The organism is Ensifer adhaerens (assembly GCF_028993555.1).
Lineage (GTDB): Bacteria > Pseudomonadota > Alphaproteobacteria > Rhizobiales > Rhizobiaceae > Ensifer > Ensifer adhaerens_I.
This window is the reverse complement of record NZ_CP118610.1, coordinates 2859095-2883895: the sequence shown is the minus strand read 5'-3', so window position 1 is coordinate 2883895 and position 24801 is coordinate 2859095. Positions and strand designations below refer to the sequence as shown.

General features: G+C 62.5%; 27 protein-coding genes. 16 read left to right on the top strand and 11 right to left on the bottom strand.

Annotated elements, in window-relative coordinates; translation table 11 throughout:
• Nucleotides 1-149 precede the first annotated feature (149 nt).
• The 15 genes from PWG15_RS14130 to ureG all read left to right on the top strand — a co-directional run bounded on the left by PWG15_RS14130 (nt 150) and on the right by ureG (nt 10895).
• The gene (locus PWG15_RS14130) at nt 150-1175 is read left to right on the top strand and encodes an alpha/beta fold hydrolase (protein WP_275020791.1); all 1026 of its coding nucleotides are present in this window, start codon (nt 150-152) and stop codon (nt 1173-1175) included.
• Nucleotides 1176-1316: 141 nt separating this feature from the next.
• A complete protein-coding gene (locus PWG15_RS14125) occupies nt 1317-2291 on the top strand; it encodes a 2-hydroxyacid dehydrogenase (protein WP_275020790.1) in 975 nt (324 codons plus the stop codon).
• 175 nt (nt 2292-2466) lie between these two features.
• Nucleotides 2467-3300 (top strand): urease accessory protein UreD, encoded by an 834-nt coding sequence (locus PWG15_RS14120; protein WP_275020787.1) that lies wholly within the window; start codon nt 2467-2469, stop codon nt 3298-3300.
• Nucleotides 3301-3422: 122 nt separating this feature from the next.
• Nucleotides 3423-3725: an urease subunit gamma gene (locus tag PWG15_RS14115; RefSeq protein ID WP_275020784.1), complete on the top strand. Its 303-nt coding sequence runs from the start codon at nt 3423-3425 to the stop codon at nt 3723-3725.
• A gap of 55 nt (nt 3726-3780) precedes the next feature.
• On the top strand, nt 3781-4035 hold the full coding sequence (locus tag PWG15_RS14110; RefSeq protein WP_275020782.1) for a DUF1272 domain-containing protein: 255 nt from the start codon (nt 3781-3783) through the stop codon (nt 4033-4035).
• A gap of 10 nt (nt 4036-4045) precedes the next feature.
• A complete protein-coding gene (locus PWG15_RS14105; protein ID WP_275020780.1) occupies nt 4046-4351 on the top strand; it encodes an urease subunit beta in 306 nt (101 codons plus the stop codon).
• Nucleotides 4348-4767 carry a lysozyme inhibitor LprI family protein gene (locus PWG15_RS14100; RefSeq protein WP_275020778.1) on the top strand — a complete coding sequence of 140 codons (420 nt, stop codon included), beginning with the start codon at nt 4348-4350 and terminating at the stop codon, nt 4765-4767. Before PWG15_RS14105 ends, PWG15_RS14100 begins: the two co-directional genes overlap by 4 nt.
• 3 nt (nt 4768-4770) lie before the next feature.
• Complete coding sequence (locus tag PWG15_RS14095; protein WP_425536707.1) at nt 4771-5415, top strand: Urease operon accessory protein; 645 nt, start codon at nt 4771-4773, stop codon at nt 5413-5415.
• Between the two features lie 3 nt (nt 5416-5418).
• A complete protein-coding gene (gene ureC, locus PWG15_RS14090; protein WP_275020776.1) occupies nt 5419-7131 on the top strand; it encodes an urease subunit alpha in 1713 nt (570 codons plus the stop codon).
• Between the two features lie 16 nt (nt 7132-7147).
• The gene (locus PWG15_RS14085) at nt 7148-7819 is read left to right on the top strand and encodes a TIGR02117 family protein (RefSeq protein WP_275020774.1); all 672 of its coding nucleotides are present in this window, start codon (nt 7148-7150) and stop codon (nt 7817-7819) included.
• Nucleotides 7820-8109: 290 nt separating this feature from the next.
• Complete coding sequence (locus tag PWG15_RS14080; RefSeq protein WP_275020773.1) at nt 8110-8649, top strand: peroxiredoxin; 540 nt, start codon at nt 8110-8112, stop codon at nt 8647-8649.
• 171 nt (nt 8650-8820) lie between these two features.
• Nucleotides 8821-9117 (top strand): putative quinol monooxygenase, encoded by a 297-nt coding sequence (locus PWG15_RS14075; protein ID WP_275020772.1) that lies wholly within the window; start codon nt 8821-8823, stop codon nt 9115-9117.
• 2 nt (nt 9118-9119) lie between these two features.
• Nucleotides 9120-9593, top strand: coding sequence for an urease accessory protein UreE (gene ureE / locus PWG15_RS14070; protein ID WP_275020770.1), 474 nt, complete (start codon nt 9120-9122; stop codon nt 9591-9593).
• On the top strand, nt 9586-10257 hold the full coding sequence (locus PWG15_RS14065) for an urease accessory protein UreF (RefSeq protein ID WP_275024427.1): 672 nt from the start codon (nt 9586-9588) through the stop codon (nt 10255-10257). Before ureE ends, PWG15_RS14065 begins: the two co-directional genes overlap by 8 nt.
• A gap of 26 nt (nt 10258-10283) precedes the next feature.
• Complete coding sequence (gene ureG / locus PWG15_RS14060; protein WP_275020768.1) at nt 10284-10895, top strand: urease accessory protein UreG; 612 nt, start codon at nt 10284-10286, stop codon at nt 10893-10895.
• A 39-nt stretch (nt 10896-10934) separates the two neighbouring features.
• Here the strand turns inward: ureG and PWG15_RS14055 are convergent, their stop codons facing one another.
• The 9 genes from PWG15_RS14055 to PWG15_RS14015 form a co-directional block, all read right to left on the bottom strand.
• Entirely contained in the window at nt 10935-11615 is a 681-nt protein-coding gene (locus tag PWG15_RS14055; protein WP_275020765.1) for a Crp/Fnr family transcriptional regulator, read from the bottom strand.
• Nucleotides 11616-11776: 161 nt separating this feature from the next.
• Nucleotides 11777-15094, bottom strand: coding sequence for an efflux RND transporter permease subunit (locus tag PWG15_RS14050; RefSeq protein WP_275020763.1), 3318 nt, complete (start codon nt 15092-15094; stop codon nt 11777-11779).
• A gap of 14 nt (nt 15095-15108) precedes the next feature.
• Nucleotides 15109-16296: an efflux RND transporter periplasmic adaptor subunit gene (locus tag PWG15_RS14045; protein WP_275020761.1), complete on the bottom strand. Its 1188-nt coding sequence runs from the start codon at nt 16294-16296 to the stop codon at nt 15109-15111.
• A 517-nt stretch (nt 16297-16813) separates the two neighbouring features.
• Nucleotides 16814-17806, bottom strand: a complete 993-nt coding sequence (locus PWG15_RS14040) for an ABC transporter substrate-binding protein (protein WP_275020759.1) — start codon at nt 17804-17806, stop codon at nt 16814-16816.
• 96 nt (nt 17807-17902) lie between these two features.
• Nucleotides 17903-18772, bottom strand: a complete 870-nt coding sequence (locus PWG15_RS14035; protein WP_275020757.1) for an ABC transporter permease — start codon at nt 18770-18772, stop codon at nt 17903-17905.
• The gene (locus PWG15_RS14030; protein WP_275020755.1) at nt 18769-19653 is read right to left on the bottom strand and encodes an ABC transporter permease; all 885 of its coding nucleotides are present in this window, start codon (nt 19651-19653) and stop codon (nt 18769-18771) included. The genes PWG15_RS14035 and PWG15_RS14030 overlap by 4 nt, the downstream gene beginning before the upstream one ends.
• A 2-nt stretch (nt 19654-19655) precedes the next feature.
• Nucleotides 19656-19991: a hypothetical protein gene (locus PWG15_RS14025; protein WP_275020753.1), complete on the bottom strand. Its 336-nt coding sequence runs from the start codon at nt 19989-19991 to the stop codon at nt 19656-19658.
• Complete coding sequence (locus PWG15_RS14020) at nt 19988-20452, bottom strand: GNAT family N-acetyltransferase (RefSeq protein WP_275020751.1); 465 nt, start codon at nt 20450-20452, stop codon at nt 19988-19990. Before PWG15_RS14020 ends, PWG15_RS14025 begins: the two co-directional genes overlap by 4 nt.
• Nucleotides 20442-21233: an ABC transporter ATP-binding protein gene (locus PWG15_RS14015; protein WP_275020749.1), complete on the bottom strand. Its 792-nt coding sequence runs from the start codon at nt 21231-21233 to the stop codon at nt 20442-20444. The genes PWG15_RS14020 and PWG15_RS14015 overlap by 11 nt, the downstream gene beginning before the upstream one ends.
• A 121-nt stretch (nt 21234-21354) precedes the next feature.
• Here PWG15_RS14015 and PWG15_RS14010 point away from each other — a divergent pair, with 121 nt between their 5' ends.
• Complete coding sequence (locus tag PWG15_RS14010) at nt 21355-21768, top strand: cupin domain-containing protein (protein ID WP_275020748.1); 414 nt, start codon at nt 21355-21357, stop codon at nt 21766-21768.
• Nucleotides 21769-21861: 93 nt separating this feature from the next.
• Here the strand turns inward: PWG15_RS14010 and hydA are convergent, their stop codons facing one another.
• On the bottom strand, nt 21862-23316 hold the full coding sequence (hydA, locus tag PWG15_RS14005; RefSeq protein ID WP_275020746.1) for a dihydropyrimidinase: 1455 nt from the start codon (nt 23314-23316) through the stop codon (nt 21862-21864).
• Between the two features lie 82 nt (nt 23317-23398).
• Nucleotides 23399-24649: a Zn-dependent hydrolase gene (locus PWG15_RS14000; protein ID WP_275020744.1), complete on the bottom strand. Its 1251-nt coding sequence runs from the start codon at nt 24647-24649 to the stop codon at nt 23399-23401.
• Between the last annotated feature and the right edge of the window lie 152 nt (nt 24650-24801).

Genomic DNA, 24801 nt, shown 5'->3' with positions numbered 1-24801 from the left:
GCAAGGCATTGACAGGCATCCGGTCGCAATATAATGCTTTGTGCACGATTTAATCGATAGCGATATAAATCTACATATGTCGCACACGATTTAATCGCTAGTTATCTATTGTCAATGCGGCGTGACCGCAGGGAAGAAGGAGCGTTTCCATGAGCAAGGCAGTCAGTAAGACCGAAACCACCAGCATCTCCCGCCGTGATGTCCTTTCGGCCGCCTTTGGCGCTGCGGCGACCGCTGCAGCCGTATCGGCCATCAACAGCCCGGCCAGGGCCGCCGAAGCATCAGCGGCAAGCGCCAATCAGGCCAACCAGGTCGGCGCCGGTTCGCAAGCGGCGGGGATTTCGGGCAGCCGCATCATCACCCGCGATGGCGTCGAGATCTATTACAAGGACTGGGGTCGCAAGGATGGTCCGGTCGTCGTGCTCAGCCACGGCTGGCCGCTGTCGTCGGACAGCTGGGAAGCGCAGGCGTTCCATCTCGCCAACAATGGCTTCCGCGTCGTCACCCATGACCGCCGCGGCCATGGCCGCTCGTCGCAGCCCTGGGACGGCAACGACATGGATCACTATGCCGACGATCTCGCCGATCTCATCAACGCGCTCGATCTGAAGGACATCTTCCTTGCCGGCTTTTCCACCGGTGGCGGCGAGATCAGTCGCTATATCGGCCGCCACGGAACTAGCCGCGTTGCCAAGGCCGGGCTGATCTCGGCGGTGCCACCGCTGATGGTCAAGACCGACAACAACCCCGGCGGCCTGCCGAAGGAGGTGTTCGACGGCCTGCAGGCGGCCAGTCTCAAGGATCGCTCGAAGCTCTACCGCGACATCGCCTCGGGTCCGTTCTTCGGCTTCAACCGCCCGGGTGCGGTTGCTTCCCGGGGCATGATCGACAGTTTCTGGCTGCAGGGCATGATGGGCGGCCACAAGAACACCTATGACTCGATCGTCGCCTTCTCGCAGACCGACTTCACCGAGGACCTGAAGAAGTTCGACGTACCGACGCTGATCATCCACGGCGACGACGACCAGATCGTGCCGATCGACGCGGCCGCCAGAGCCTCCAAGACGCTCGTCCCGCATGCCGAGCTCAAGGTCTATGCCGGCGCGCCGCACGGCATCACCGATACGCACAAGGACCAGCTCAACGCCGACCTGCTCGCCTTCGCCAAGGCCTGATGTGTTTGAAGTCAAGGGAAGAGGTGCCGGTAACGGCGCCTCTTCTTTGCTTTTCATGATAGGTGTTTCGCCCGTCGAGATAGCTGTCGCGTCGCGCCGTTTCGTGCACTATCTCCCGACGATTCTGTTCCGGAGGCAGTCATGAGCTCGAAACCCCGCATTCTTGTCACCCGCCGCTGGCCGACGGCGGTGGAACAGGTGCTTGCCGAGCGCTTCGATGTCACCCTGAACGAACGCGACGTGCCGATGACGGCCGAAAGGCTGGCCAAGGCGCTTCGAACCTATGATGCCGTTCTCCCAACCGTATCCGATCGGCTTCCGGTCGAACTCTTTGCCGGCGGCGGCCTGAGGGCGAAGATCCTTGGCAATTATGGCGTCGGCTACAACCATATCGATGTCGCGGCCGCCAAGGCCGCCAATATTGTCGTCACCAATACGCCTGGTGTCCTGACCGATTGCACCGCCGACATTGCCATGACGCTGCTGCTTTCGGTCGCCCGCCGGGCGGGCGAGGGCGAGCGACAGGTCCGCGCCGGCGAATGGACCGGCTGGCGACCGACCCACATGATCGGCAGCAAGGTCACGGGCAAAACACTTGGCATCATCGGCTTCGGCCGCATCGGCAAGGCCATGGCCAAGCGCTGTCATTTCGGCTTCGACATGGATGTCGTCTTCTACAACCGCTCGCGCATTGACCCGGCGGAGGCAAGTCGCTATGGCGCCTGCCAGCTCGACACGGTCGAAGACGTCTTGAAGGTGGCGGATTTCGTGTCACTGCATTGCCCGGGTGGCGGGGAAAACCGGCATCTGATCAATGCGGAACGCCTGGCCCTGATGAAACCGGGTGCCTACCTCGTCAATACGGCGCGCGGCGATGTCATCGATGAAGCGGCTCTGGTTGCCGCTCTCGAAAATGGTGTCATCCGCGGTGCCGGCCTCGATGTTTTCGAGGCGGAACCGAATGTGCCGGAGCGTCTGCGCAAGCTTGAAAATGTCGTGCTGCTGCCGCATCTCGGCAGTGCCACGGAGGAAACGCGTGTTGCCATGGGCATGAAGGTGGTCGACAACGTCACCACCTTCTTCGAGGGCCGCGAGCCGCCGGATCGGGTGGCGTAGCGGCTGCCTGTTTTTCGCGCAGCGCTTGCACGGAAATGCAGCACTCTGGCGATTTTCTTTGCAAAACAATAACTTGACTTGTCGTGCCGCGATGCAGACGATATCGCGAATGTAAGGTGATCGGCCCATCAGGTACGGCGCCAGGAATCGAAGGGTACCGCTCGGCGGTCGAAACATGAACAAGGCAGCAAGCATCGCTCCGCAACGGGCCTGGGGGAAGGGTCGGCTGGTCGCCAAGATGGCGCTCGGCCAGAGCCGCATTGCCGAGCTTTATCAAGAGGGCTGCGCCAAGATCCGGCTGCCGAAGACCTTCGACACCTCCATGGAAGCGGTGCTGATCAATTCCTCCGGCGGCCTCACCGGCGGTGACCGCATGGGGTGGGAGGTTGCGGCAGGGGCCGGAACCGATGTGACTGTGACGACACAGGCCTGCGAGAAGATCTACAAGGCGAGCGCCGATACCGTCGGGGTGGCCACGCGTATCGAGGTGGCCGCGGGCGCGCGCGTCGATTGGCTGCCGCAGGAAACGATCCTCTTCGACCGTGCTTCGCTGTCGCGTTCGCTGGACGTGGAACTTGCCGCGGACGCGACGTTCCTGGCGGTGGAAGCGGTTCTGCTCGGCCGCAAGGCGATGGGGGAGGCGGTGCATGCCGGGCTCTTTCGCGATCGCTGGCGCGTTCGGATCGAAGGAAAGCTGCTGCATGCGGACAATCTGGCGCTTGCCGGAGAGGTCGCCAGCCTTGGCCAGCGCCGGGCGGTGCTTGATGGCGGGGCCGCCTTTGCCACGCTCCTCTATGTCGGCCCTGATTGCGAGCCCCTGTTGCCGCGTCTTCGATCGCTCGTCGATGGCGAGGCTGGTGTCGGTCTAAGCCATTTTCAGGTCGATGGCCGCGACAAGCTGGTTGCCCGCTTCGTGGCGTCGGACGGGTTCGCGCTCAGAAAAATCCTCATCCCCATTATTTCGCGCTTGCGTAAGCAGAAGACAGTGCCGAAAGTCTGGGTTCTCTAGGTCATCTCATGTTTTTCTTGAAACAGTGAAATGATCTAACACGTTGAAACTTCGCAGTTCCTGACGGAAAACCGCTTCGCAGATTTCCTGGGAATTGCTTCACGAACAACCGGTGGCGACGCATGAATCTTACCCCACGCGAAAAGGACAAATTGCTGATTTCGATGGCGGCCATGGTCGCGCGGCGGCGCTTGGAGCGCGGTGTGAAGCTCAACCACCCAGAGGCGATCGCGCTGATCACTGATTTCGTCGTCGAAGGTGCCCGCGACGGGCGCTCGGTGGCCGAACTGATGGAGGCGGGGGCGCAGGTGCTGACGCGCGAGCAGGTGATGGAGGGCATCCCCGAGATGATCCACGACATCCAGATCGAAGCGACGTTCCCCGACGGCACCAAGCTCGTCACCGTTCACGAACCGATCCGCTAAACGAGGGAAGCGCGGCCTTTCCGGCCGTATCCGTCCACCCCTCCAGGAGGCAAGCATGCTGGCTTTGCGCCCCAATTGCGAGTGCTGCGACAAGGATCTGCCGCCGGATAGCCGCGAGGCGATGATCTGTACCTTCGAATGCACCTTCTGCGTCGATTGTGTCGATGGAAAGCTCGATGGCACCTGCCCGAATTGCGGCGGCGAATTCACGCGCCGCCCGGTGCGTCCGGCCGCCCTGCTTGAAAGATACCCGGCCTCCACTGAGCGGGTGCTGAAGCCACTGAGCTGCGCCGGTGCGAAGGCGGCTTGAGGAGAGAACCATGATCCCAGGAGAAATCATCGCCGCCGCCGGAGAGCTCGAGCTCAATGCCGGCCTCGACACGACAACCATCGAGGTTGCGAACACCGGCGATCGGCCGATTCAGGTCGGCAGCCACTACCATTTCGCCGAAACCAATGCCGGGCTGCAGTTTGACCGGAAGGCCGCCTACGGCCGGCGCCTGGATATACCGGCTGGCACAGCTGTGCGTTTCGAGCCCGGCCAGACGCGCCAGGTGACGCTGATCCCTCTTTCCGGCAAGCGCGAAGTCTATGGCTTCCGCCAGCAAGTGATGGGTAAGCTATGAACCGCCTCGCTGTACTTGCCGTCGCTGTCGTTTTGCCGCTTGTGCCGGCCTTGGCGCAGGAAGACAAGGTCGACTGCCAGAACGCCGTCACGCAGATGGACATGAATATCTGCGCCAACAAGGACTATGAGGCGGCCGACGCGGAACTGAACAAGGTCTATAAGCTGGCACTCGCAGCGACAAAGGCGCAGGACAAGGAGCTTGCCGAGATCGATGCGAACTACGTTGGTGCGGAAGAGGCACTGAAGAAGGCCCAGCGCGCCTGGATCGGTTACCGGGACGGTCAGTGCGAGCTTTCGGGCTTCGAAGCCCGCGGGGGCTCGATGGAGCCGATGCTTGTTTCCGGTTGCCTCACCGAGTTGACGAGAGCCCGGACGAAGGAACTCCAGGCCATTGTCGAGCCTGACGGAAACTAGACCTTGAGCGGCAGCCGTACCATCATGATCGTGGGCAATGGCGAAGTGCCTGACGGAGCTTCCGTATCGATCGACGCTGCCGATATTGTCGTGCGTTTCAACGATTGCCGTTCCGTCGGTTCCGGTGGCCACAAGACCGATATCGTCGCCGTCTGCAACACTGGCCGCCCGGGGCTCGCCATGCTCGGCGGCGGCCGTTGGAAGACGAGCGCGCCCGTGCGTCAGGCGCGCGAAATCTGGTGCGTCCGCTCCGGTGCGAAGTTTGCCGCGATGCGGGTCGGTCTTGCCGAAACGCATCCGGATCTCGACGATTTCTGTGACGACTATACCGTCGGCTTCGAGAGCTTCAGCCGCTCGACAGGCCGCCATGTCCGCATCGTGTCCGCGGCGGTGCATGACCAGCTGGATCGTGATCTCGCCGGCTTCTCGCCCAATCCCTACGTCGTTCCGTCCAGCGGCCTGATCGTCATCGCCGACATCCTGTCCAATATCGCGACAGCCGATGACGACGTCGTTCTTGCCGGCTTCGGCCATGTCGGCTGGGAGTGGCACCCCTTTGATGCCGAGCGCCGCTATGTCGACGCGCTGGCAGCAGGCGGCCGCCTTCGCCGCCTCCATCCACTTTCTTCTTCGTCCCAAGGAGCCTGAACCATGCCTTACAAGATGTCGCGCGCGGCCTATGCCAACATGTTCGGCCCAACGGTCGGCGACAAGGTGCGGCTTGCGGATACCGAGCTCTTCATCGAGGTCGAGAAGGACTTCACCACCTATGGCGAAGAGGTGAAGTTCGGGGGTGGCAAGGTCATTCGCGACGGTATGGGGCAGAGCCAGGCGACACGCGCCGAAGGTGCGGTCGACACGGTCATCACCAATGCGCTGATCGTCGACCATTGGGGCATCGTCAAGGCCGATATCGGTCTCAAGGAGGGGCGGATCGCCGGGATCGGCAAGGCCGGCAATCCGGATACGCAAGCCGGCGTCACCATAGTCGTCGGCCCGGGAACGGAAGTGATTGCCGGCGAAGGCAAGATCGTCACCGCTGGCGGCATGGACAGCCACATCCACTACATCTGCCCGCAGCAGATCGAGGAGGCGCTGGTGAGCGGCCTCACCTGCATGCTCGGCGGCGGCGCGGGGCCGGGACATGGCACGCTTGCCACTACCTGCACCTCAGGCCCCTGGCATCTGGCCCGCATGATCGAGGCGGCCGATGGCTTCCCGATGAACATCGCCTTTGCCGGCAAGGGCAATGCGTCGCGGCCCGGGGCGCTGGCGGAAATGGTGCTTGCCGGTGCCACGTCGCTGAAGCTGCACGAGGACTGGGGCTCGACGCCGGCGGCGATCGATTGCTGCCTCGGCGTCGCCGACGAGTACGACGTGCAGGTGATGATCCACACCGACACCCTGAACGAGAGTGGCTTCGTCGAGGACACGATCGCTGCGATCAAGGGCCGCACGATCCATGCCTTCCACACTGAAGGGGCGGGCGGCGGCCATGCGCCGGACATCATCAAGATCTGCGGCCAGCCGAATGTCATTCCGTCCTCGACCAATCCGACCCGGCCTTACACCAAGAACACGCTTGCCGAACACCTGGATATGCTGATGGTCTGCCATCACCTGTCGCCGTCGATCCCCGAAGATATCGCCTTTGCCGAAAGCCGGATCCGCAAGGAAACGATCGCCGCCGAGGATATCCTGCATGACATCGGTGCCTTCTCGATCATCTCGTCTGACAGCCAGGCCATGGGCCGCGTCGGCGAGGTGGCGATCCGCACCTGGCAGACCGCCGACAAGATGAAGCGCCAGCGCGGGCCGCTGCCGCAGGAAACCGGCGACAACGACAATTTCCGGGTGAAGCGCTACATCGCCAAATACACGATCAATCCGGCGATCGCCCATGGTCTCAGCCACGAGATCGGCTCGCTTGAGGTCGGCAAGCGTGCCGATATCGTCATCTGGAACCCGGCCTTTTTCGGGGTGAAGCCGGACTTCGTGCTTCTCGGCGGCTCGATCGCCATGGCGCCGATGGGCGACCCGAACGCCTCCATTCCGACGCCGCAGCCGGTGCATTACCGGCCGATGTTTGCCGCCTACGGCAAGAACCGCACGAGTTCTTCCGTCACCTTCGTGTCTCAGGCCTCGCTCGATGCAGGGCTTGCCGCCAAGCTTGGCGTTGCCAAGCAGCTCGTTGCGGTCAGGAACACCCGTGGCGGCATCGGCAAGGCGTCGATGATCCACAACAGCCTGCTACCGCATATCGAGGTTGATCCGGAAACCTACGAGGTGCGCGCCGATGGCGAGCTTCTGACCTGCGAGCCGGCGACGGTCGTGCCGATGGCACAGCGCTACTTCCTGTTCTGAGCGAGCAAGGCATAGGATGAAGCGCGGCCTGAAATGGGTCTTCTGCGGCCTGCTGGCTGCAGTGCTCGCGGTCGTTTTCGGAACGCTGCTGCCGCGGCCGCTCTTGCCTGTTTCCGCCTCTGCGGCCGGAGCAGCGGGGACGCGTATTCTGGTACTTTCAGGCCCTATCCATACGGATATCGCCGTGCCCTTGACGGAGGAGACGAGGGCGCGGTTCGGCTTCATCGAAGCGGCTGGCGTGCCGTTGGCGCACTCGCAGGCACAATGGCTGATTTTCGGCTGGGGCGGGCGTTCCTTCTATCTGGAAACGCCGACCTGGTCGGAGCTGAAGGCCATGCCGGTCTTCAAGGCGCTGACGCTCGATCGCTCGGTCATGCATGTGGATATCGCCGGCCGGATCGTCGAACCGCAAGCCTCCGTTGCCGGCCTCGAACTGGACGCAGCGGGATATGAACGACTGCTTGGCTTCATTGCCAAGAGTTTTGCACGCGACGCCGGCGCTGTGCTGCCGATAGACGGCTACTCCTATAATGGCAATGACCGCTTCTTCGAAGCCGAAGGCAGTTTCAACGCGCTTTTCGGCTGCAACACATGGACAGCGCGGGCGCTCCGCGAGGCGGGCTTGAGAACCGGTCTGTGGAACCCGGTTCCGCCAAGTCTCGGACTATCCTTGCGCATCCACAATTGAGGTCTTCGCATTGAACAGCAGCCATGCGGTCATCGCATGGCTGCCATGCTCGCATGTGAATCGGGGCCTTTCGTGCTGCGCCGCAGCGCAATATCCGATAGGAAAGCGGCTGATTGTTCTCGGTTGTCAGAAACCCTCCCAAGACTTGCCGACCGAGAGCCGTATGAGCGCAGGGTGAGGTAACGTGTTTGCGGTTTTCCGCCGGCATCCCGCTCTAACTTGATGGATGTGATCGCGTATGATTTTGGGTCGAGCCGATCCAATTTCATCGTGATCCAAAGGAGATGACGATGCTTGGCAGAAAAGTACCCGCTGTAACGTTCCGCACCCGCGTTCGCGACGAGGCCGTTGGCGGCCCGAACCCGTTCCGCTGGGAGGACGTGTCCTCCGACGCTTACTTCGCTGGCAAGCGCGTCGTGCTGTTCTCGCTGCCGGGCGCGTTCACGCCGACCTGCTCGACCTACCAGCTGCCCGATTTCGAAAAGCTGACCGCTGACTTCCGCGCCGAAGGCATCGACGAGATCTATTGCATCTCGGTCAACGACGCCTTCGTCATGAATGCCTGGGGCAAGTCGCAGAGCCTTGAAAACGTCAAGCTGATCCCGGACGGTTCGGGCGAGTTCACCCGCAAGATGGGCATGCTGGTTGCCAAGGACAATCTCGGCTTCGGCATGCGCTCCTGGCGCTACGCCGCCGTCATCAACAACGGCGTCGTAGAGCAGTGGTTCGAGGAAGAAGGCTATTCCGACAATTGCGACAGCGACCCCTATGGCGTTTCCTCGCCGCAGAACATTCTCGAGGCGCTGAAGTCCGAGAAGCTCGCTGCGTAATGCGACAAGAACGTACCCGTTCCTGAATTGAGAGAGCCCGAAGATCGGATCCGGTCTTCGGGCTTTTTGTTGTTCGAGGCGGGCGTGTTGACCGCCCGAAAACCCGCGCTCCGACTGGCGCCGAGGCTATTTCTTGATACACTGTCAGGCCAAAAAGATATCGAGGGTTCAATGGTTTACATTATCGCCTACCTGACCGCGCACAAGGGCAAGGGAGATGACGTGGTCGTCCTTGCGGAACCGCTGATCGAGGCGACGCGCCGCGAGGCCGGCTGCATCACCTACGACCTCTATCGAAAGCCCGGTGATCCGGACGCGCTGGTGTTCGTCGAGACCTGGAAGGACAAGGCGGCTGTCGATGCGCATTTCGAAGAGCCGCATCTGAAAGCCTTCCAGGCGGCCATGGCGAACCTGCTCATCGAAGCGCGCATCGAGCTTGTGACACCGGACAAAGTCGAGGTGCTCTGAAGATGCCGTATCGCTCGACAGAGGTTTTGTCTCCTGGTCCGAAGGACAAGGCGCCGCTTCACAGCGTGACGCTTGCGCACGACGCGCGGCATCTGCGGCGCAAGCTGCTACATCTTGAGAACGACGACGTGGTGATGCTCGACCTCAAGGAAGCCGTGATGCTGGCCGACGGCGACCTGCTGGTGCTTGAAGGCGGCGGCTATATCCGGATCCTTGCGGCACCCGAGGCGCTTTATGAGATCCGCCCGCGCGATCCGCTGCATCTGATCGAGCTTGCCTGGCATCTCGGCAATCGCCATCTGCCGGCGCAGATCGAGACCAGTCGCGTCCTGATTGGCCGCGATCCGGTCATCCGCCAGATGCTCGAAGGCCTGGGTGCGGAGGTGACGGAGGTTTCGGAACCCTTCCAGCCGCTGCGGGGCGCCTACCACGCCGGTGGTCACAACCATGGCCACAGCCATCACGATCATGGCTGAGCGGGTCGATACGCAGGCTCTGCTTCGCCTGGTGACCTGGATGTCCCCGGCCTTCCCGGTCGGTGCTTTCGCCTATTCCAGCGGGCTTGAACAGGCAGTTCACGATCAATTGGTGACGGACGAGGTGGAGCTTCGCTCCTGGTTGGAGACAGTCATCTGCCACGGCTCCGGCTGGAACGATGCACTGCTTCTTGCCGAGAGCTATCGAGCGTCGGGTGATGCTGGTCGGCTCGCTGCGGTCGCAGAACTGGCCGAAGCCCTAGCAGGAAGCCGCGAACGGCACACCGAAACCATGCAGCAAGGCCAGGCCTTTCTGGCGGCGGCCCGGTCGTGGCCACATTCGGTATTCGATGCGCTCAATGAGATGGCAGCCTATCCCGTGGCTGTCGGTGCCGTCGCCGGTGCTCATGCTACCGGTCTTGAGCCTGCGCTTGCCGCCTTTCTCAACGCTGCCGTTTCGAACGCCGTTTCGGTGGCGATCCGCTGCGGCGTGACCGGCCAGCGTGACGGCGTGGGCGTGATCGCGGCGCTGGAGCCGATCATCGCGGCTACCGCAAAGCGAGCCGTCGCCGCCTCGCTCGACGATCTTGGCTCGGCCACGATCATGGCGGACATTTCGGCTTTGAAACACGAAACCCTGCATTCTCGGCTCTTCCGATCCTAGGAAGAGGCCCTCGAAAGGACAGACAGATGGCATCGAAGAACGGTCCCCTTCGCATCGGCATCGGTGGGCCGGTGGGCTCGGGCAAGACGGCGCTGACCGACAAGCTGTGCAAGGCGATGCGGGAGAAATATTCCGTCGCCGTCGTCACCAACGATATCTATACCAAGGAGGATGCCGAAGCACTGGTGCGCATGCAGGCCCTGCCGTCCGATCGCATCGTCGGTGTGGAGACCGGCGGCTGCCCGCATACGGCGATCCGCGAAGACGCCACGATCAATCTTCAGGCAATCGCCGACCTCAACCGGCGCATTCCCGACCTCGACGTCGTCTTCATCGAATCCGGTGGCGACAACCTTGCTGCGACCTTTTCACCTGACCTTGCTGATCTGACGATCTATGTCATTTCCGTCTGCCAGGGCGAGGAAATCCCGCGCAAGGGCGGGCCGGGCATCACCAAGTCGGATCTGCTTGTGATCAACAAGAAGGACCTTGCCCCCTATGTCGGAGCCGATCTCGACGTGATGCAGCGGGACGCGACCCGGATGCGGGCGGAAAAGCCCTTCGTGTTCACGGACATGAAACGCGGCGACGGCGTCAACCGGATCGTCGATTTCCTGACGCTGCACGGTGGGTTGTGACGCTTGCGGGCTTCGGACAGCCAAACCTTTGTCGGCGCGTCAGAAGCGTTCGAGCGCCTGCCGGTCGTGGATCTCGATCACGCGGCCCTTGACTGTGACGCCCGAGCGGCGAAGTGCCGAGAAGGCGCGCGACAGGGCTTCCGGTGCCAGGCCCAGCTTGCCGGCCAGCACATTCTTCTGGAAGGGCAGGCGGAAGGAAAAGTTCGTGATGCCGTCCGGGCAGTTCCCGAGAATATAGCTCGCGACGCGTTGCGGGGCCGTCAGCAACCGATCTTCCGCGAGGCAGTCTTCCGCCATCTGCGCGTGTCGGCACAGGAGCTGCATCAGCGCGTCGGCGATTTCGGGTGTCTGCTCGGCGAGCCTGCGCAGCTTGCGGCTGTCGATACGGGCGAGCATCGTCGTCTCGATCGTCTGGGCGTTGGCGGTGGCGCGGTTTCCGAGGAACATGGCGCTTTCACCGAAGAGCTCGCCTCTCGGAAACACGGCGATATCTGCCTCGCGCCCGTCCTTGCCCAACCGGTAGAGACGTACCAGGCCGGAAAGAACAAAGAATACGTGATCGAGCGGCTCGCCGTGGCCAAAGAGGATATCGTGCTCTTCGTGGGTCGAAACCACCACATCGTCCAGAATTGCGTTCGTCGCCGCCATCGGCAGCTTCTCGAAGAAGCAAGAGCCGAGCAGCACCGCCCTATCGTTCGAGTTCAATCGCAACGTCTTCATCACACCCGTCCTGAGTAAAACCCAAGTGCAAGTTAATAAAGCTTGGTGGAACGTGGTTTGACCTCGATCAAATAAGAATCACAAAAAGCCCGCGCTTGCAGGGCGCGGGCTCTTTCTTGAATTGTGGCGGTTCCGGGCGAAGCGTCGCTTCGGCCGCCGGCCTATTCGGCGGCGAGCGCCGGGTGGTTGATGACCTTGCTGCCGGATCGTCCCTTGGTCTGGTCCGATTCCAGCATCTTCAGCCGGTCTTCCAGGCCTTCGATCGTCTTGCTCTGCTCGTGCACCAGACCCGTCAAGGCTTCGCGGTCGAGCGGCAAGTTCTCCTCGTCCTTCTGGCCGACGAAGCGCCCGAAGATGCGGGCGAGCAGCCGCGAGAGGTCGTCCATGATCAGGAAGAACGACGGGACGATCACAAGGCTCAGCACCGTCGAGACGATGATACCGCCGATCACGGCAGTCGCCATCGGCGCGCGGAAGGAACCACCTTCGCCGACGCCGAGCGCTGAGGGCAACATGCCCGCCGACATGGCGATCGAGGTCATGATGATCGGGCGGGCACGCTTGCGGCCCGCTTCGATCATCGCCATCTGCCGATCCATGCCGTGGTGCATCATCTCGATACCGAAATCGACGAGCAGGATCGCATTCTTCGTCACGATGCCCATCAGCATCAGAATGCCGATCAGAACCGGCATCGACAGCGCGTTCTGCGTGAGGATCAGAGCCGCGGCGACGCCGCCGATGGCAAGTGGCAGCGAGAACAGGATGGTGAACGGCTGGATCACATCCTTGAAGAGCAGGATCAACACGACAAGAACCAGCATCAGGCCGAGCAACATGGCGTTGCCGAAGCTCTGCTGCATCTCCGCCTGAACTTCAGCGTCACCGCTTTCGAGGAACTCAACGGACTTCGGCAAGCCGGCCTGACCGGCGATCTGCTTGAAGCGGTCCGAGGCGGTATTCAGAGCGACGCCGACCGGCAGATCCGCCCCTAGCGTCACGACGCGGTTGCGGTCGTAGCGCTTGATCGAGCTCGGGCCTTCCGAATAGTTGATGTCGGCGACGCTCGAGAGCGGCACCGTCGTGCCCGAGGCCGTGGTGATCTTGAGGTTGCGGATCGCGGCGATGTCCGTGCGGAAATCACGGTTGATCTGCACACGGATCGGGATCAGACGACCGTCGAGCGCGATCTTTGTCAAAGCCGCATCGATATCGCCGATGGTCGCCACACGGATCACTTCGGAGATCTGCGCCGTGGTGATGCCGAGGCGCGACATCTGCTCGTCACGCGGACGGATCTGCAGTTCCGGACGCGGAAGCGCCCCGTCCGGGCTGACATTGGCCAGCAGCGGATCGCTCCGCAGCTTGCCTTCCAACGTCGCCACCGCCTGGTCGAGATCGGCCTCGCTTTTGGACAGCAGGTTGAAGGCGAGATCGCGCTCACCGCGGTCGTTGAGCTTGATGACCCGGACATCCGGTATGTCGCGGACGCGGGCGAAGATCTCTTTCTCGATCTGCGACTGCGGGATGATGCGACCAGCCGGGGCCATCTTCGGCAGGTAAGGGCCGATCAGCGGCGTGCGGCCGATGACATCATTGACGACCCTGTTCACGAGCGAGTGGTCGAGCTTCTTCAGAAGCACCGTCACCGTGGCTCGGCGCAGCTCCAGATCGCCCTTCGGCGAGGCGCCGCCGAGGACGAAAATGTTGTCGACCCCTTCGATACCCTTGATCCGGTTGTAGATCTCGGTGGTGGTCCGGTCGGTGTCCTCGAGCATGGCGTCCGGCGGCAGCTCGATCGACAGGCTGACGCGCGATGCGTCTTCCGGCGGCAGGAAGCTGCCCGGAACATAGAGGATCAACGCGAAGACGGACCCGACCGAGAAGGCGATTGCGGCAAGCAGCGTCAGGTAACGCGTGTACCAATGTTTGGTCGTGATCTGCACGAGGCGCGTGTAGTTGCGCATCATGAAGCCGTCATTGCCGTGGTGACCCGCACCAGCATCTGCGGGGCGCATCAGGTAGGCAGCCATGACAGGCGTGATCAGGCGGGCGACGAGCAGCGAGAAGAACACTGCAACGGCAACAGTCAGACCGAACTGGATGAAGTATTGGCCCGGAATGCCCGGCATGAAGGATACGGGCACGAAGACCGCGATGATCGTGAAGGTCGTTGCGATAACCGCCAGACCGATCTCATCCGCTGCCTCGATCGCGGCGCGATAGGGCGATTTGCCCATGTGGATGTGCCGCTCGATGTTCTCGATCTCGACGATCGCGTCGTCGACTAGGATACCGGTCGCGAGCGTCATCGCGAGGAAGCTGACAAGGTTCAGCGAGAAGCCGAGCAGATCCATGACCCAGAAGGTCGGGATCGCCGACAGCGGCAGTGCCACGGCCGAGATCAGCGTGGCGCGCCAGTTGCGCAGGAAAAGCATGACGACGATGACGGCGAGCAGCGCGCCTTCCATCAGCGTGTGCAGCGCCGCCTCGTAGTTGCCGTAGGTGAAGTAGACGGAATCGTCGACCATCTCGATGGTGACGTCGGGGTTCGCCGCACGGATCATTTCGAGCGACTTTGAGACCGTCTCGGCGACGCTGACTTCGCTGGCGCCCTTGGCGCGAAAGACCGCGAAGGTCACGCCGGGATTGCCGTTGAAGCGCGAGAACGAGCGCGGCTCCTCATAGGTGTCGGTGACCGTGCCGAGATCGGAGAGGCGCACGAAGCGACCGCTCGGCACCGAGATCATCGTATTGGCGAGCTGGTCGACGTTACGCCGGTCGCCGAGCGTGCGGATCGCCTGCTCGCTGCCGCCGACCTGGCCGCGGCCGGAGCCGAGGTCCATGTTCATGCGGCGCAGCTGGCCGTTGACGTCGGCGGCGGTGATGCCGAGCGAATTCAGTTTGTCTTCGTTGAGCTCGACGCGAACCTCGCGGTCGGCGCCGCCATAGCGGTCGACACGGCCGATGCCCTTCTTGCCCTGGATCTCGCGCTTGATGACGTCATCGACGAACCAGGAGAGCTCTTCCAGCGACATGCCGGGGGCGGAGACGGAGAAGGTCTGGATCGCTTGGCCCTCGACATCGACCTTGGAGACGATCGGCTCCTCGATCGAGGTCGGCAGGTCGCTGCGGATGCGGTCGATCGCGTCCTTGACGTCCTGCACCGCCTGGGTGGTCGGCACTTCCATGCGGAAGATGACGGCGGTCGTCGACGTGCCGTCATTGATCGTCGACTGGATATGGTCGACGCCGGTGACACTGGCGACCGCGTCCTCGATCTCCTTGGTGACCTGTGTTTCAAGCTCGGCCGGCGACGCGCCGCTTTGCGCAACGCTGATCGAGACGATCGGCACGTCGATATTGGGGAAGCGGGTGATCGGCAGCGACACGAAGGACTGGTAGCCCAGCACCATCAGCACGACGAAGAAGAGGATCGGAGCGATCGGATTGCGTATTGACCAGGCAGAGAAGTTCATGGTCACGGTTCCTGTCAGTTGGTCGCTGGTGCAGCGGACTTGACGGGGTTGATACGGTCGCCGTCGCGCACATAGGCTCCGGCCCTAGCCACCACTTCCTCGCCAGGCTTCAGGCCTTCGAGGACTTCGATGAACTTGCCGTCGGAAATCCCCGTCTTGACCGGGAGGATACGGATGACGCCGTTTTCGACCTTGCGGACGATTGTGCGGCCGTTCTCATTGGTAACGGCGGTTTGCGGCAGAACCACTGTCTGCTTCTGTTCGGCGGTGATCAGCGCGCTTGCATACATGCCGGCGCGTGCCTTCTCGGTATCCGCCAGGCTGATGAACACGGTTCCGAGGCGACTGACGGGGTCGACCGTCGGCGCGATCAGGCGGATCGTGCCCTCGACCTTGGTGTTGCCGCCGGCAAGCGTCACGACTGCGGGCTGGCCAACAGCGAGCTTGATGATGTCGGCTTCGGCGACGTCGGCCTTCATCTCGATGGCACCATCGCGGATCATGGCGAAGAGCGGTTCGCCATTGCCGGTGGCGATCGCGCCGACCTTGGCGTTCTTGGCGGAGATCACCCCGGCGACAGGCGCCTTGACCTCGGTTCGGGCGAGGCGAAGGTCGATGTCGTCGATCTGCGCTTCCGCCACCTTGATATCGGCATTGGCGACGGCGACGGCCTGTTCCGCCGAGAGGACACGTGCCTGCGTCGCAATCGCCAGCGCCCGCACCCGGTCGGCCTCGGCCGTCGAAACGGTGCCGTTCTTGGAGAGTTCGGCGGCGCGGTCGCTGACACGCTTGGCCTCGTCCGCGTTGGCCCTGGTTTCGCTGAGCTGTGCGTTCAACTGAGCAAGCCCGGCTTCTGCTTTGGCAAGCGACGCTTCAAGTTCGCTCTTTTGCAGGCGAAGCGCGTCGTCGTTCAGGACCACGAGCACGCTGCCGGCTTCGACCTTGTCGCCGACATCGACATTGAGCGTACGGATGGAGAGACCGTCGACCATCGGGGCGACATAGACCTGCTCGACCGCCTGGATCGTGCCGGTCGCAACGACGCGGTCGCTGATCGACTGGTTGACCGCCGTGGTGACAACGATGGAGGGCAAGCTTTGCGTCGGCTTCGGTTGCACCGCTTCCTCCGCCCAGGCGGACGAAAGCGATCCAAAGGTCATCGCAGCGCACACGCTGAGAACGGGCAGTACTTTTAGAGCCATCGGCTTCACAGTCCCGGCAATGGAAACAACATAGAGCGGATCACCGCTTGCGGCAGGATCCACGGGCAATCAGGCGATTTTATCACGCCGACATCTCGTCCCGGCGGATTGCGCGGGGACAGAAGACTGCGCTTTCCTCATTTCGCGCTCCGCGTGCACGGTATCAGACCGTAGACGCGGGCGGAACTGGGACCGGTTACCGCAGGCAATGCATCGGGAAAAGGGTGCCCTCCACCATGCCTGCCTCCAACAAACATCGGGGCCTATGTAATCTCGGCCCTTGACGCTTACAAGAGTGCATGAAGCGATGGTGCCTCAATATTCAAGCTGTTCTGCGGTTATGGTTGCGATCTTGACACGATCTTGACAATGGCAAGCAAGGGTAGCGCCGTTGTCAGTCGGGTTGCCACCCCCACGCCCGGTACCCGGCGACAACTTGGCGGATGCGAACGGCCGCCGAGAAAACGGAAGAGGGCCGCACGATCGTGCGCCCCTCTTTTGACGTTCGAGCGATCGTCTACTTCAGCGCCGCATCGGTGATTTCGTGCGTCCAGGCGCCTTCCGGCTCCTTGGAGATCACGGGATCGGAGCCGCCCGCGAGCAGCGATTGCACCGTTCGCTTGTAGTCGGCCTCGTCGAGCGCGCCGTTCGAGCCGGCGGTGAGCTTGGCAACTTCGCCCATCATGCGCTTCTGGTGCTTTTCCGTCTGGGCGCCGGTGGAATCGTTCTCAAGCACGATGCCGGCCGCTTCATCCGGGTTCTGCTCGGCGTATTTCCAGCCCTTCATCGAGGCGCGCACGAACTTGACCATCTTTTCCTTGAAGGCCGCATCCTTCAGCTTGTCCTGAAGCACGTAGAGACCGTCTTCCAGCGTCGCCACGCCCTGGTCCTCATACTTGAAGGTGACGAGGTCGTCCGGCTTGATGCCGGCGTCGATCACCTGCCAATACTCGTTGTAGGTCATGGTCGAGATGCAGGCCGCCTGCTTCTGGATCAGGGGGTCGACGTTGAAGCCTTGTTTCAAGACCGTCACGCCGTTCGGGCCGCCGTCCGTCGGGATCTTCAGGTGCGCCATCCAGGAGAGGAACGGATACTCGTTGCCGAAGAACCAGACACCGAGGGTCTGGCCCTTGAACTTGTCGGGGCTGGTGACGCCGGTTTCCTTGAGGCAGGTGAGCATCATGCCCGACTTCTTGAACGGCTGGGCGATGTTGACGAGCGCGACACCTTTTTCGCGGGTGGCAAGGGCAGACGGCATCCAGTCGACGATCACATCGGCGCCGCCGCCGGCGATCACCTGAGCGGGTGCGATATCAGGACCGCCGGGCTTGATGTCGACGTCGAGGCCTTCCTCTTCGTAGAAGCCCTTATCCTTGGCCACATAGTAGCCGGCAAATTGCGCCTGGGTCACCCATTTCAGCTGCAGCGTCACCTTCTCGGCCGCTTCAGCCTGGAACGCTGCGAGCGAAAAGACGCCTGCGGCGAGAAGCGATGCAAGTCTTTTGTTCATGTCAGTTCCCTCTTGTTTTTGTTTCATTTTATTTCGACTGCGCAACTCCGGACGCTAAGACGCCTTCCGCTTTTCCCGGATTTGATCCGCTCGTTTTCAGGCGCGCCCTCCTCGGATGGAAGGGTGCCAGAAGGTGACGGCGCGCTCGATCAGAGCGACCACCCCGTAGAATGCAGAGCCAGCCACCGCCGCGACGGCGATCTCGGCCCAGACCATGTCGACATTCATGCGTCCCACCTCCGTGGAAATCCGGAACCCCATGCCGACGATGGGGGTCCCGAAGAACTCGGCGACGATGGCGCCGATCAGCGCCAGCGTCGAATTGATCTTGAGTGCGTTGAAGATGAACGGCCAGGCAGCCGGCAAGCGCAGCTTGACGAGCGTCTGCCACCAGGAGGCGGCATAGGTGCGCATCAGGTCGCGCTCCATGTGGCTGGCGGCGGCAAGGCCGGCGACCGTATTCACCAACATCGGGAAGAAGGTCATGATCACGACGACCGCGACCTTCGACTGCCAGTCGAAGCCGAACCACATGACCATGATTGGCGCGACACCGATGACCGGCAGCGCCGAGACGAAATTGCCGAGCGGCAAGAGACCCTTCTGCAGGAAGGGCGAGCGGTCGATCAGGATCGCGACGGCGAAGCCGAGGCCGCAGCCGAGCGCATAGCCGATCAACACCGCCTTCAGGAAGGTCTGGCGGAAGTCGGCGCCGAGCGTCGGCAGCGAGTTGATCAGCTTCTGCCAGATCATGGAGGGTGCCGGCAGCAGCACGGAGGGGACCGAGAAGCCACGCACGATGCCTTCCCACAGGACGAGGATCGTGATGCCGAAGATCAACGGCACGGCAAAGCGCGCAGCGGCCTTGGCAGCTTCACTCTGGAAGTTCTGGCGCACCAGCCACTCGTTGAAGGCCCAGGCGGCGAGCCAGAAAATGATCGCAGCGGCAAGAACGGGCAGGTTCATGGCTTGGCTCCCATGCGCTTCAGGACGGCGGTGTGGGCAAAACCGACAATCATGACGAGGACTGCGGCAAGGGCTGCTGCCATGAAGAGCGCCGCCCAGATCTGCACCGTCTGGCCGTAATAGGAGCCGGCCAGCAGACGGGCGCCGAGGCCGGCAACGGCGCCGGTCGGCAGTTCGCCGACGATGGCGCCGACAAGCGAGATGGCGACGGCAACCTTCAGCGAGGTGAAGAGATAGGGCATCGACGAGGGCCAGCGCAGCTTCCAGAAGGCCTGGGCCGAGGAGGCGTTGTAGGTGTGCATCAGGTCAAGCTGGATCGTCTCCGGGCTCCGCAGCCCCTTCACCATGCCGACAACCACGGGGAAGAAGGAGAGGTAGGTTGAGATCAGCGCCTTCGGCAAGAGGCCGGAGATGCCGATTGCGTTCAGGACGACGATGATCATCGGTGCGATCGCCAGGATCGGGATCGTCTGGCTGGCGATCACCCAGGGCATCAGTGAGCGGTCCATGGCGCGGTTATGCACGATGCCGACCGCCAGCAGGATGCCGAGCGCTGCACCGATGCCGAAGCCGAGCAAGGTCGCCGAAAGCGTGATCCAGGCATGGTAGACGAGGCTGCGCTTCGAGGTGATTGGCTTGTTGAAGGTGGTGTCCCAGATCTCGGCGATCACCTGGTGCGGTGCCGGCAGCACCGGCCGTTCCTGCGCCATGGTGTTGCGCACGATCTCAGAGAAGCTGATCTCGGTGCCTGCGCGCGCTGCGGTGTCGCGCTCGAAGGGCGCGTTGAGGAAGACGACCGCGATGTACCAGATGGCGATCAACAGGAGGACGACGGTGCCGACTGGCAGCAATTTGTCCCTGAGGAAGCTTGGTTCCTGCATGGTCAGGCCTTTCCGCTTGCGGGCAACAACATCAGGCCCATGGCGACGATGCCGAGAAGCACACCGGCGGCCTGGGTGAGGCTCAGCCGTTCACCAAAGACCGAAAAGGCGATGATGTTGACGAGCACCAACTGCACGATCGCCGAAAGCGAAATGGCAAGCCCGAGACCGCCTTCGCGCATCAGCTTCACCATGATGATGTTGCCGATGACGTAGAGCCCGAGAGCGAGTAAGAGCATGCCGAGGTGATTGTTCGAGACGTAGGCGCGCGAGGCGGTGGCGCCACCGAGGAAGATCGTCGTTGCCAGCAGCATCCAGAGCGCATAGGCGAGGTTCATGCCTGTATCTCCTTGGTCCGCCAGCGATAGAGGATATCTGGAAGCTGCTCCTCGTTGTCGCCGTCGGTGCGCCGCACGACTTCGAAGCCCTGATGCTCATAGAAGAGCTGGGCTTCACGGTTGTGTTCGAAGGTCCAGAGGCTCAGTTCGTCCGGAGACAGGGCCTTGGCGGCTTCGATCAGTCGGGTGCCGATGCCGGCTCCCCGATGCGACGCGTCCACATAGAGCGCGGTGACGTGGTGATCGTCGGAGAGCGACAGGAAACCGGCGATCTTACCGGCGTCCTCGGCCAGAAGCACTCTGCGTTCGGCAAAGACCGTGTCGGCGTAATAGTGTTCGACATCGGCATGATCATGCACGCGCGGCATCCAAGGTGTTGCGTCGATCCATCGGTTGAGGATGCCGGCGCAGGCGGCCATGTCGGTCCGTTCGGCCGGGCGGATCACGGCGCTATTCGTCATAGCTGTGTCCTGCGCGCAGGCCCTCGCGAACGCGGTGGGCGATTTCGAGGAACTCGGGCGTCTCGCGAATGCCGAGCGGCCGTTCGCGCGGCAGCGGTGATTCGATGACGTCGGTGACCCGGCCGGGCCGCGGGCTCATTACCACGATCTTGGTGGAGAGATAGACCGCCTCCGGGATCGAGTGGGTGACGAAACAGATCGTCTTGTTGGTGCGAGCCCAGAGCTTCAGCAGTTGCTCATTCAGATGATCGCGGACGATCTCATCGAGGGCGCCGAAGGGCTCGTCCATCAACAGCAGGTCGGCATCGAAGGCCAGCGCACGCGCGATCGAGGCGCGCTGCTGCATGCCGCCCGAAAGCTGCCAGGGATACTTCTTGCCAAAGCCCGTGAGGTTGACGAGTTCGAGCGTGCGCTCGATGCGCGCCTTCTTTTCTTCCTTGGAGTAGCCCATGATCTCGAGCGGCAGGGCGATGTTGTTTTCGATCGTGCGCCAGGGATAAAGCGCTGCCGCCTGGAACACGTAGCCATAGGCGCGTTGCTTGCGCGCTTCTTCCGGCGACATGCCGTTGACGTTGATCTTGCCGGAGGTCGCCTTTTCGAGATCGGCGATCACCCTCAGGAACGTCGTCTTGCCGCAGCCGGACGGGCCGATGAAGGAAACGAAGTCGCCCTTGGCGACGTCCAGATTGACGCCGGTCAAGGCGTGGACCGGGCCATCGGCGGTCTCGAAGGTCAGGCAGAGGTCCCGGGCCGAAACCACGGATGCGGTATTGGACGTCATCGGTGAATACTCATTCTGGCTGGTCTGTGTCAGACTGCTATCCGGACCGGCAACATGCAATCGCGGATTTGCATGCGGAGCCGCTTGTTGCTGGTTTTTCAGGGAATTCTGGAGAACGCTCATGTCTCGATCATCCAATCCTGTGTGTCGGTTGGTGTGTCCCGGCAGCGGCTACGCCGGAAAGCAGGGGCTCAGCTATTTCGAAGGGATTGCCGCGGAGACAGTCGGTTCGACCGGCATCTGCATGCACCTGTTGACGATCCCGCCGGGAGCGCGGGCCAAAGCCCATCTGCACGAGAGCCACGAGACGGCAATCTATGTGCTGTCGGGCGAGGCTCACACCTGGTTCGGCGAGCGATTGGAAGAGCACGTCATCGTACGCGCGGGCGAGATGTTCTACATTCCGGCGGGAGTGCCGCATCTGCCGGCAAACCTTTCGGACGCGCCCTGTTCGGCTGTGATCGCCCGCACGGACCCGAACGAGCAGGAAAGCGTCGTGCTTCTGCCCGAGCTCGATGCGCTGGTGCCTGCCTGATGCGTTCCGCGCCGAACCGCCTCGCCGACGTGGCGAGGCATGTCCGGTGGGACAGAGCGGCGCGAAAAAATGCAAACCGCGAAACATAAGGCCTCAGACGCCGGTGGCCGGAATGCCGGTGCGCTGGACGGCGCGGGGAGCGGTGACTTCCTTCCAGGTCGAAAGCGCCGAGCTGACCGCCGGGAACGGATCGCGTCGGACGAACTCGCCATGGCCTTCGCGGGTCTTGATCGTGCTCTCCTCGATGGCGACGACGCCACGGGTCAGCGTGTAACGCGGCAGGCCCTTGACCTCCTTGCCCTCGAAGACGTTGTAGTCGATCGCCGATTGCTGGCTCTTGGCGGAAATGGTCTTGGTGCGCTTCGGATCCCAGACGACGAGGTCGGCATCGGCGCCGACGAGGATCGCGCCCTTTTTCGGGTAGATGTTGAGGATCTTGGCGATGTTGGTCGAGGTCACCGCCACGAACTCGTTCATGGTGATGCGGCCGGTGTTGACGCCGTGGGTCCACAGCATCGGCATGCGGTCTTCCAAGCCGCCGGTGCCGTTCGGGATCTTGGTGAAATCGCCGACGCCGAAGCGCTTCTGCTCGGAGGTGAAGGCGCAATGGTCGGTTGCCACCACTTGCAGCGAGCCGGAGGCAAGGCCGGCCCAAAGCGAGTCCTGATGCAGCTTGTTGCGGAAGGGCGGCGACATCACGCGGCGGGCGGCATGGTCCCAGTCCGTGTTGAAATATTCCGTCTCATCCAGCGTCAGGTGCTGGATCAGCGGCTCGCCGAAGACGCGCATGCCCTTGGAGCGGGCCCGGCGGATCGCCTCATGCGCCTGTTCGCAGGAGGTGTGCACGATATAGACCGGGCAGCCGGCCATGTCGGCGATCATGATCGCCCGGTTGGTCGCCTCACCCTCGACTTCGGCCGGCCGCGAATAGGCGTGCGCCTCCGGTCCGTTGTTGCCTTCAGACAGCAGCTTTGCCTGGAGCTGGGCAACGACGTCGCCGTTTTCCGCGTGCACCAGCGGCAGCGCGCCGAGGGCGGCGCAGCGCTGGAACGACGAGAACATCTCGTCGTCATCCACCATCAGCGCGCCCTTATAGGCCATGAAGTGCTTGAAGGTGTTGATGCCCTTGTCCTTGACGATGGTCTCCATCTCGTTGAAGACCTTTTCGCTCCACCAGGTGATCGCCATGTGGAAGGAATAGTCGCAATTGGCGCGGGTCGACTTGTTGTCCCACATGGTCAGCGCTTCGAGCAGCGACTGGTTGGGCGAGGGGAGCGCGAAATCGACCACCATGGTCGTGCCGCCGGCAAGGGCAGCCCGCGTGCCGCTTTCGAAATCATCCGAGGAATAGGTGCCCATGAAAGGCATTTCGAGATGGGTATGCGGATCGATGCCGCCGGGCATGATGTAACAGCCACTCGCGTCCAGCGTCTCAGTTCCGGAAAGATTGGGGCCGATCTCGACGATCTTTCCGCCGTCGATCTTCACGTCCGCCTTGTAGGTCAGGTCGGCCGTGACGATGGTTCCACCCTTGATGACAGTGCTCATGGTTCTTGATCCTCGCGATTGCGCTTCCGGCGCCCAGGCGGCCGCCACGAAAAAGGGCGGAACTTTCGTCCCGCCCGCAAACTCATTCGACGATTTCGGCCGTTTCGACGACGGCGTGGAAGAGGACGTCAGCGCCGGCGCCGGCCCATTCCCTGGAGATGTCCTCCGCCTCGTTGTGGCTGAGACCCCCGACACAGGGGCACATGATCATCGTCGTCGGCGCCACCTTGGCGGCCCAGCAGGCGTCATGACCAGCGCCCGAGATGAGGTTCATGTGGCTGCAGCCGAGCCGTTCGGCGGCACTCCGCACTGCCGTCACCAGTTTCGGGTCGAAGGTGACCGGCTCGAAATGGCCGATCGCCTCGATGGAACAGCCGACACCCAGCGGCTCGGTGATCTTCGGCGCTTCGGCCTCGATCTTGGCGCGCATGCGGTCGAGTTTGGCCTTGTCGGGCGAGCGGATATCGACGGTGAAGACCACCTTGCCCGGCAGCACGTTGCGTGAGTTGGGCGAGAAGAACACCTGGCCGACGCCGCCGACGGCGCCCGGCTGGTTTTCCATCGCCACCCCTTGCACCATTTCCAGGATACGGGCCATGGCAAGCCCGGCGTTGACGCGCATGTTCATCGGCGTCGAGCCGGTATGGGCCTCGCGGCCAGTCAGCGTGAATTCCAGCCACCACAGGCCCTGACAGTGGGTCACGACGCCGATGTCCTTGCCCTCGGCTTCGAGGATCGGCCCCTGCTCGATATGGTACTCGAAATAGGCGTGCATCTTGCGGGCGCCGACCTCTTCGTCGCCGACCCAGCCGATGCGCTTCAACTCGTCGCCGAAGGTCTTGCCTTCCGGGTCCTTGCGGCCATAGGCGAAGTCCTGGGTGTGGACGCCGGCAAAGACGCCGGAGGCAAGCATGGCTGGCGCGAAGCGCGCGCCTTCCTCATTGGTCCAGTTGGTGACGACGATGGGGTGCTTGGTCTTGATGCCGAGGTCGTTCATCGAGCGGACGACTTCGAGGCCCGAGAGCACGCCGAGTACGCCGTCATACTTGCCGCCGGTCGGCTGGGTGTCGAGATGCGAGCCGACATAGACGGGCAGCGCATCCGGGTCGGTGCCGGGCCGGGTGAAGAACATGTTGCCCATGGTGTCGACGCCCATGGTGAGCCCTGCCGCATCGCACCAGGACTGAAACAGCCGGCGCCCTTCGGCATCCTCGTCGGTGAGCGTCTGGCGGTTGTTGCCGCCCGCGACGCCAGGGCCGATCTTGGCCATCTCCATAAGTGAATCCCACAGGCGGTCTGAATTGACGCGCATGTTCTCGCCAGGTGCAGCCACGGCGGTCTCCTCATCTTTTCAGGGCTTTGCCTCAATCGGCGAGCCCTTCTGTTCCCTTGGTCAAATCCAGGCTTGGTTTTTTCTGGTGCCCTTCGATCAGCCGTTGCCTTTGGCGGTGAACTGGCTGATAATTTGACCGGTTGGTAAACATT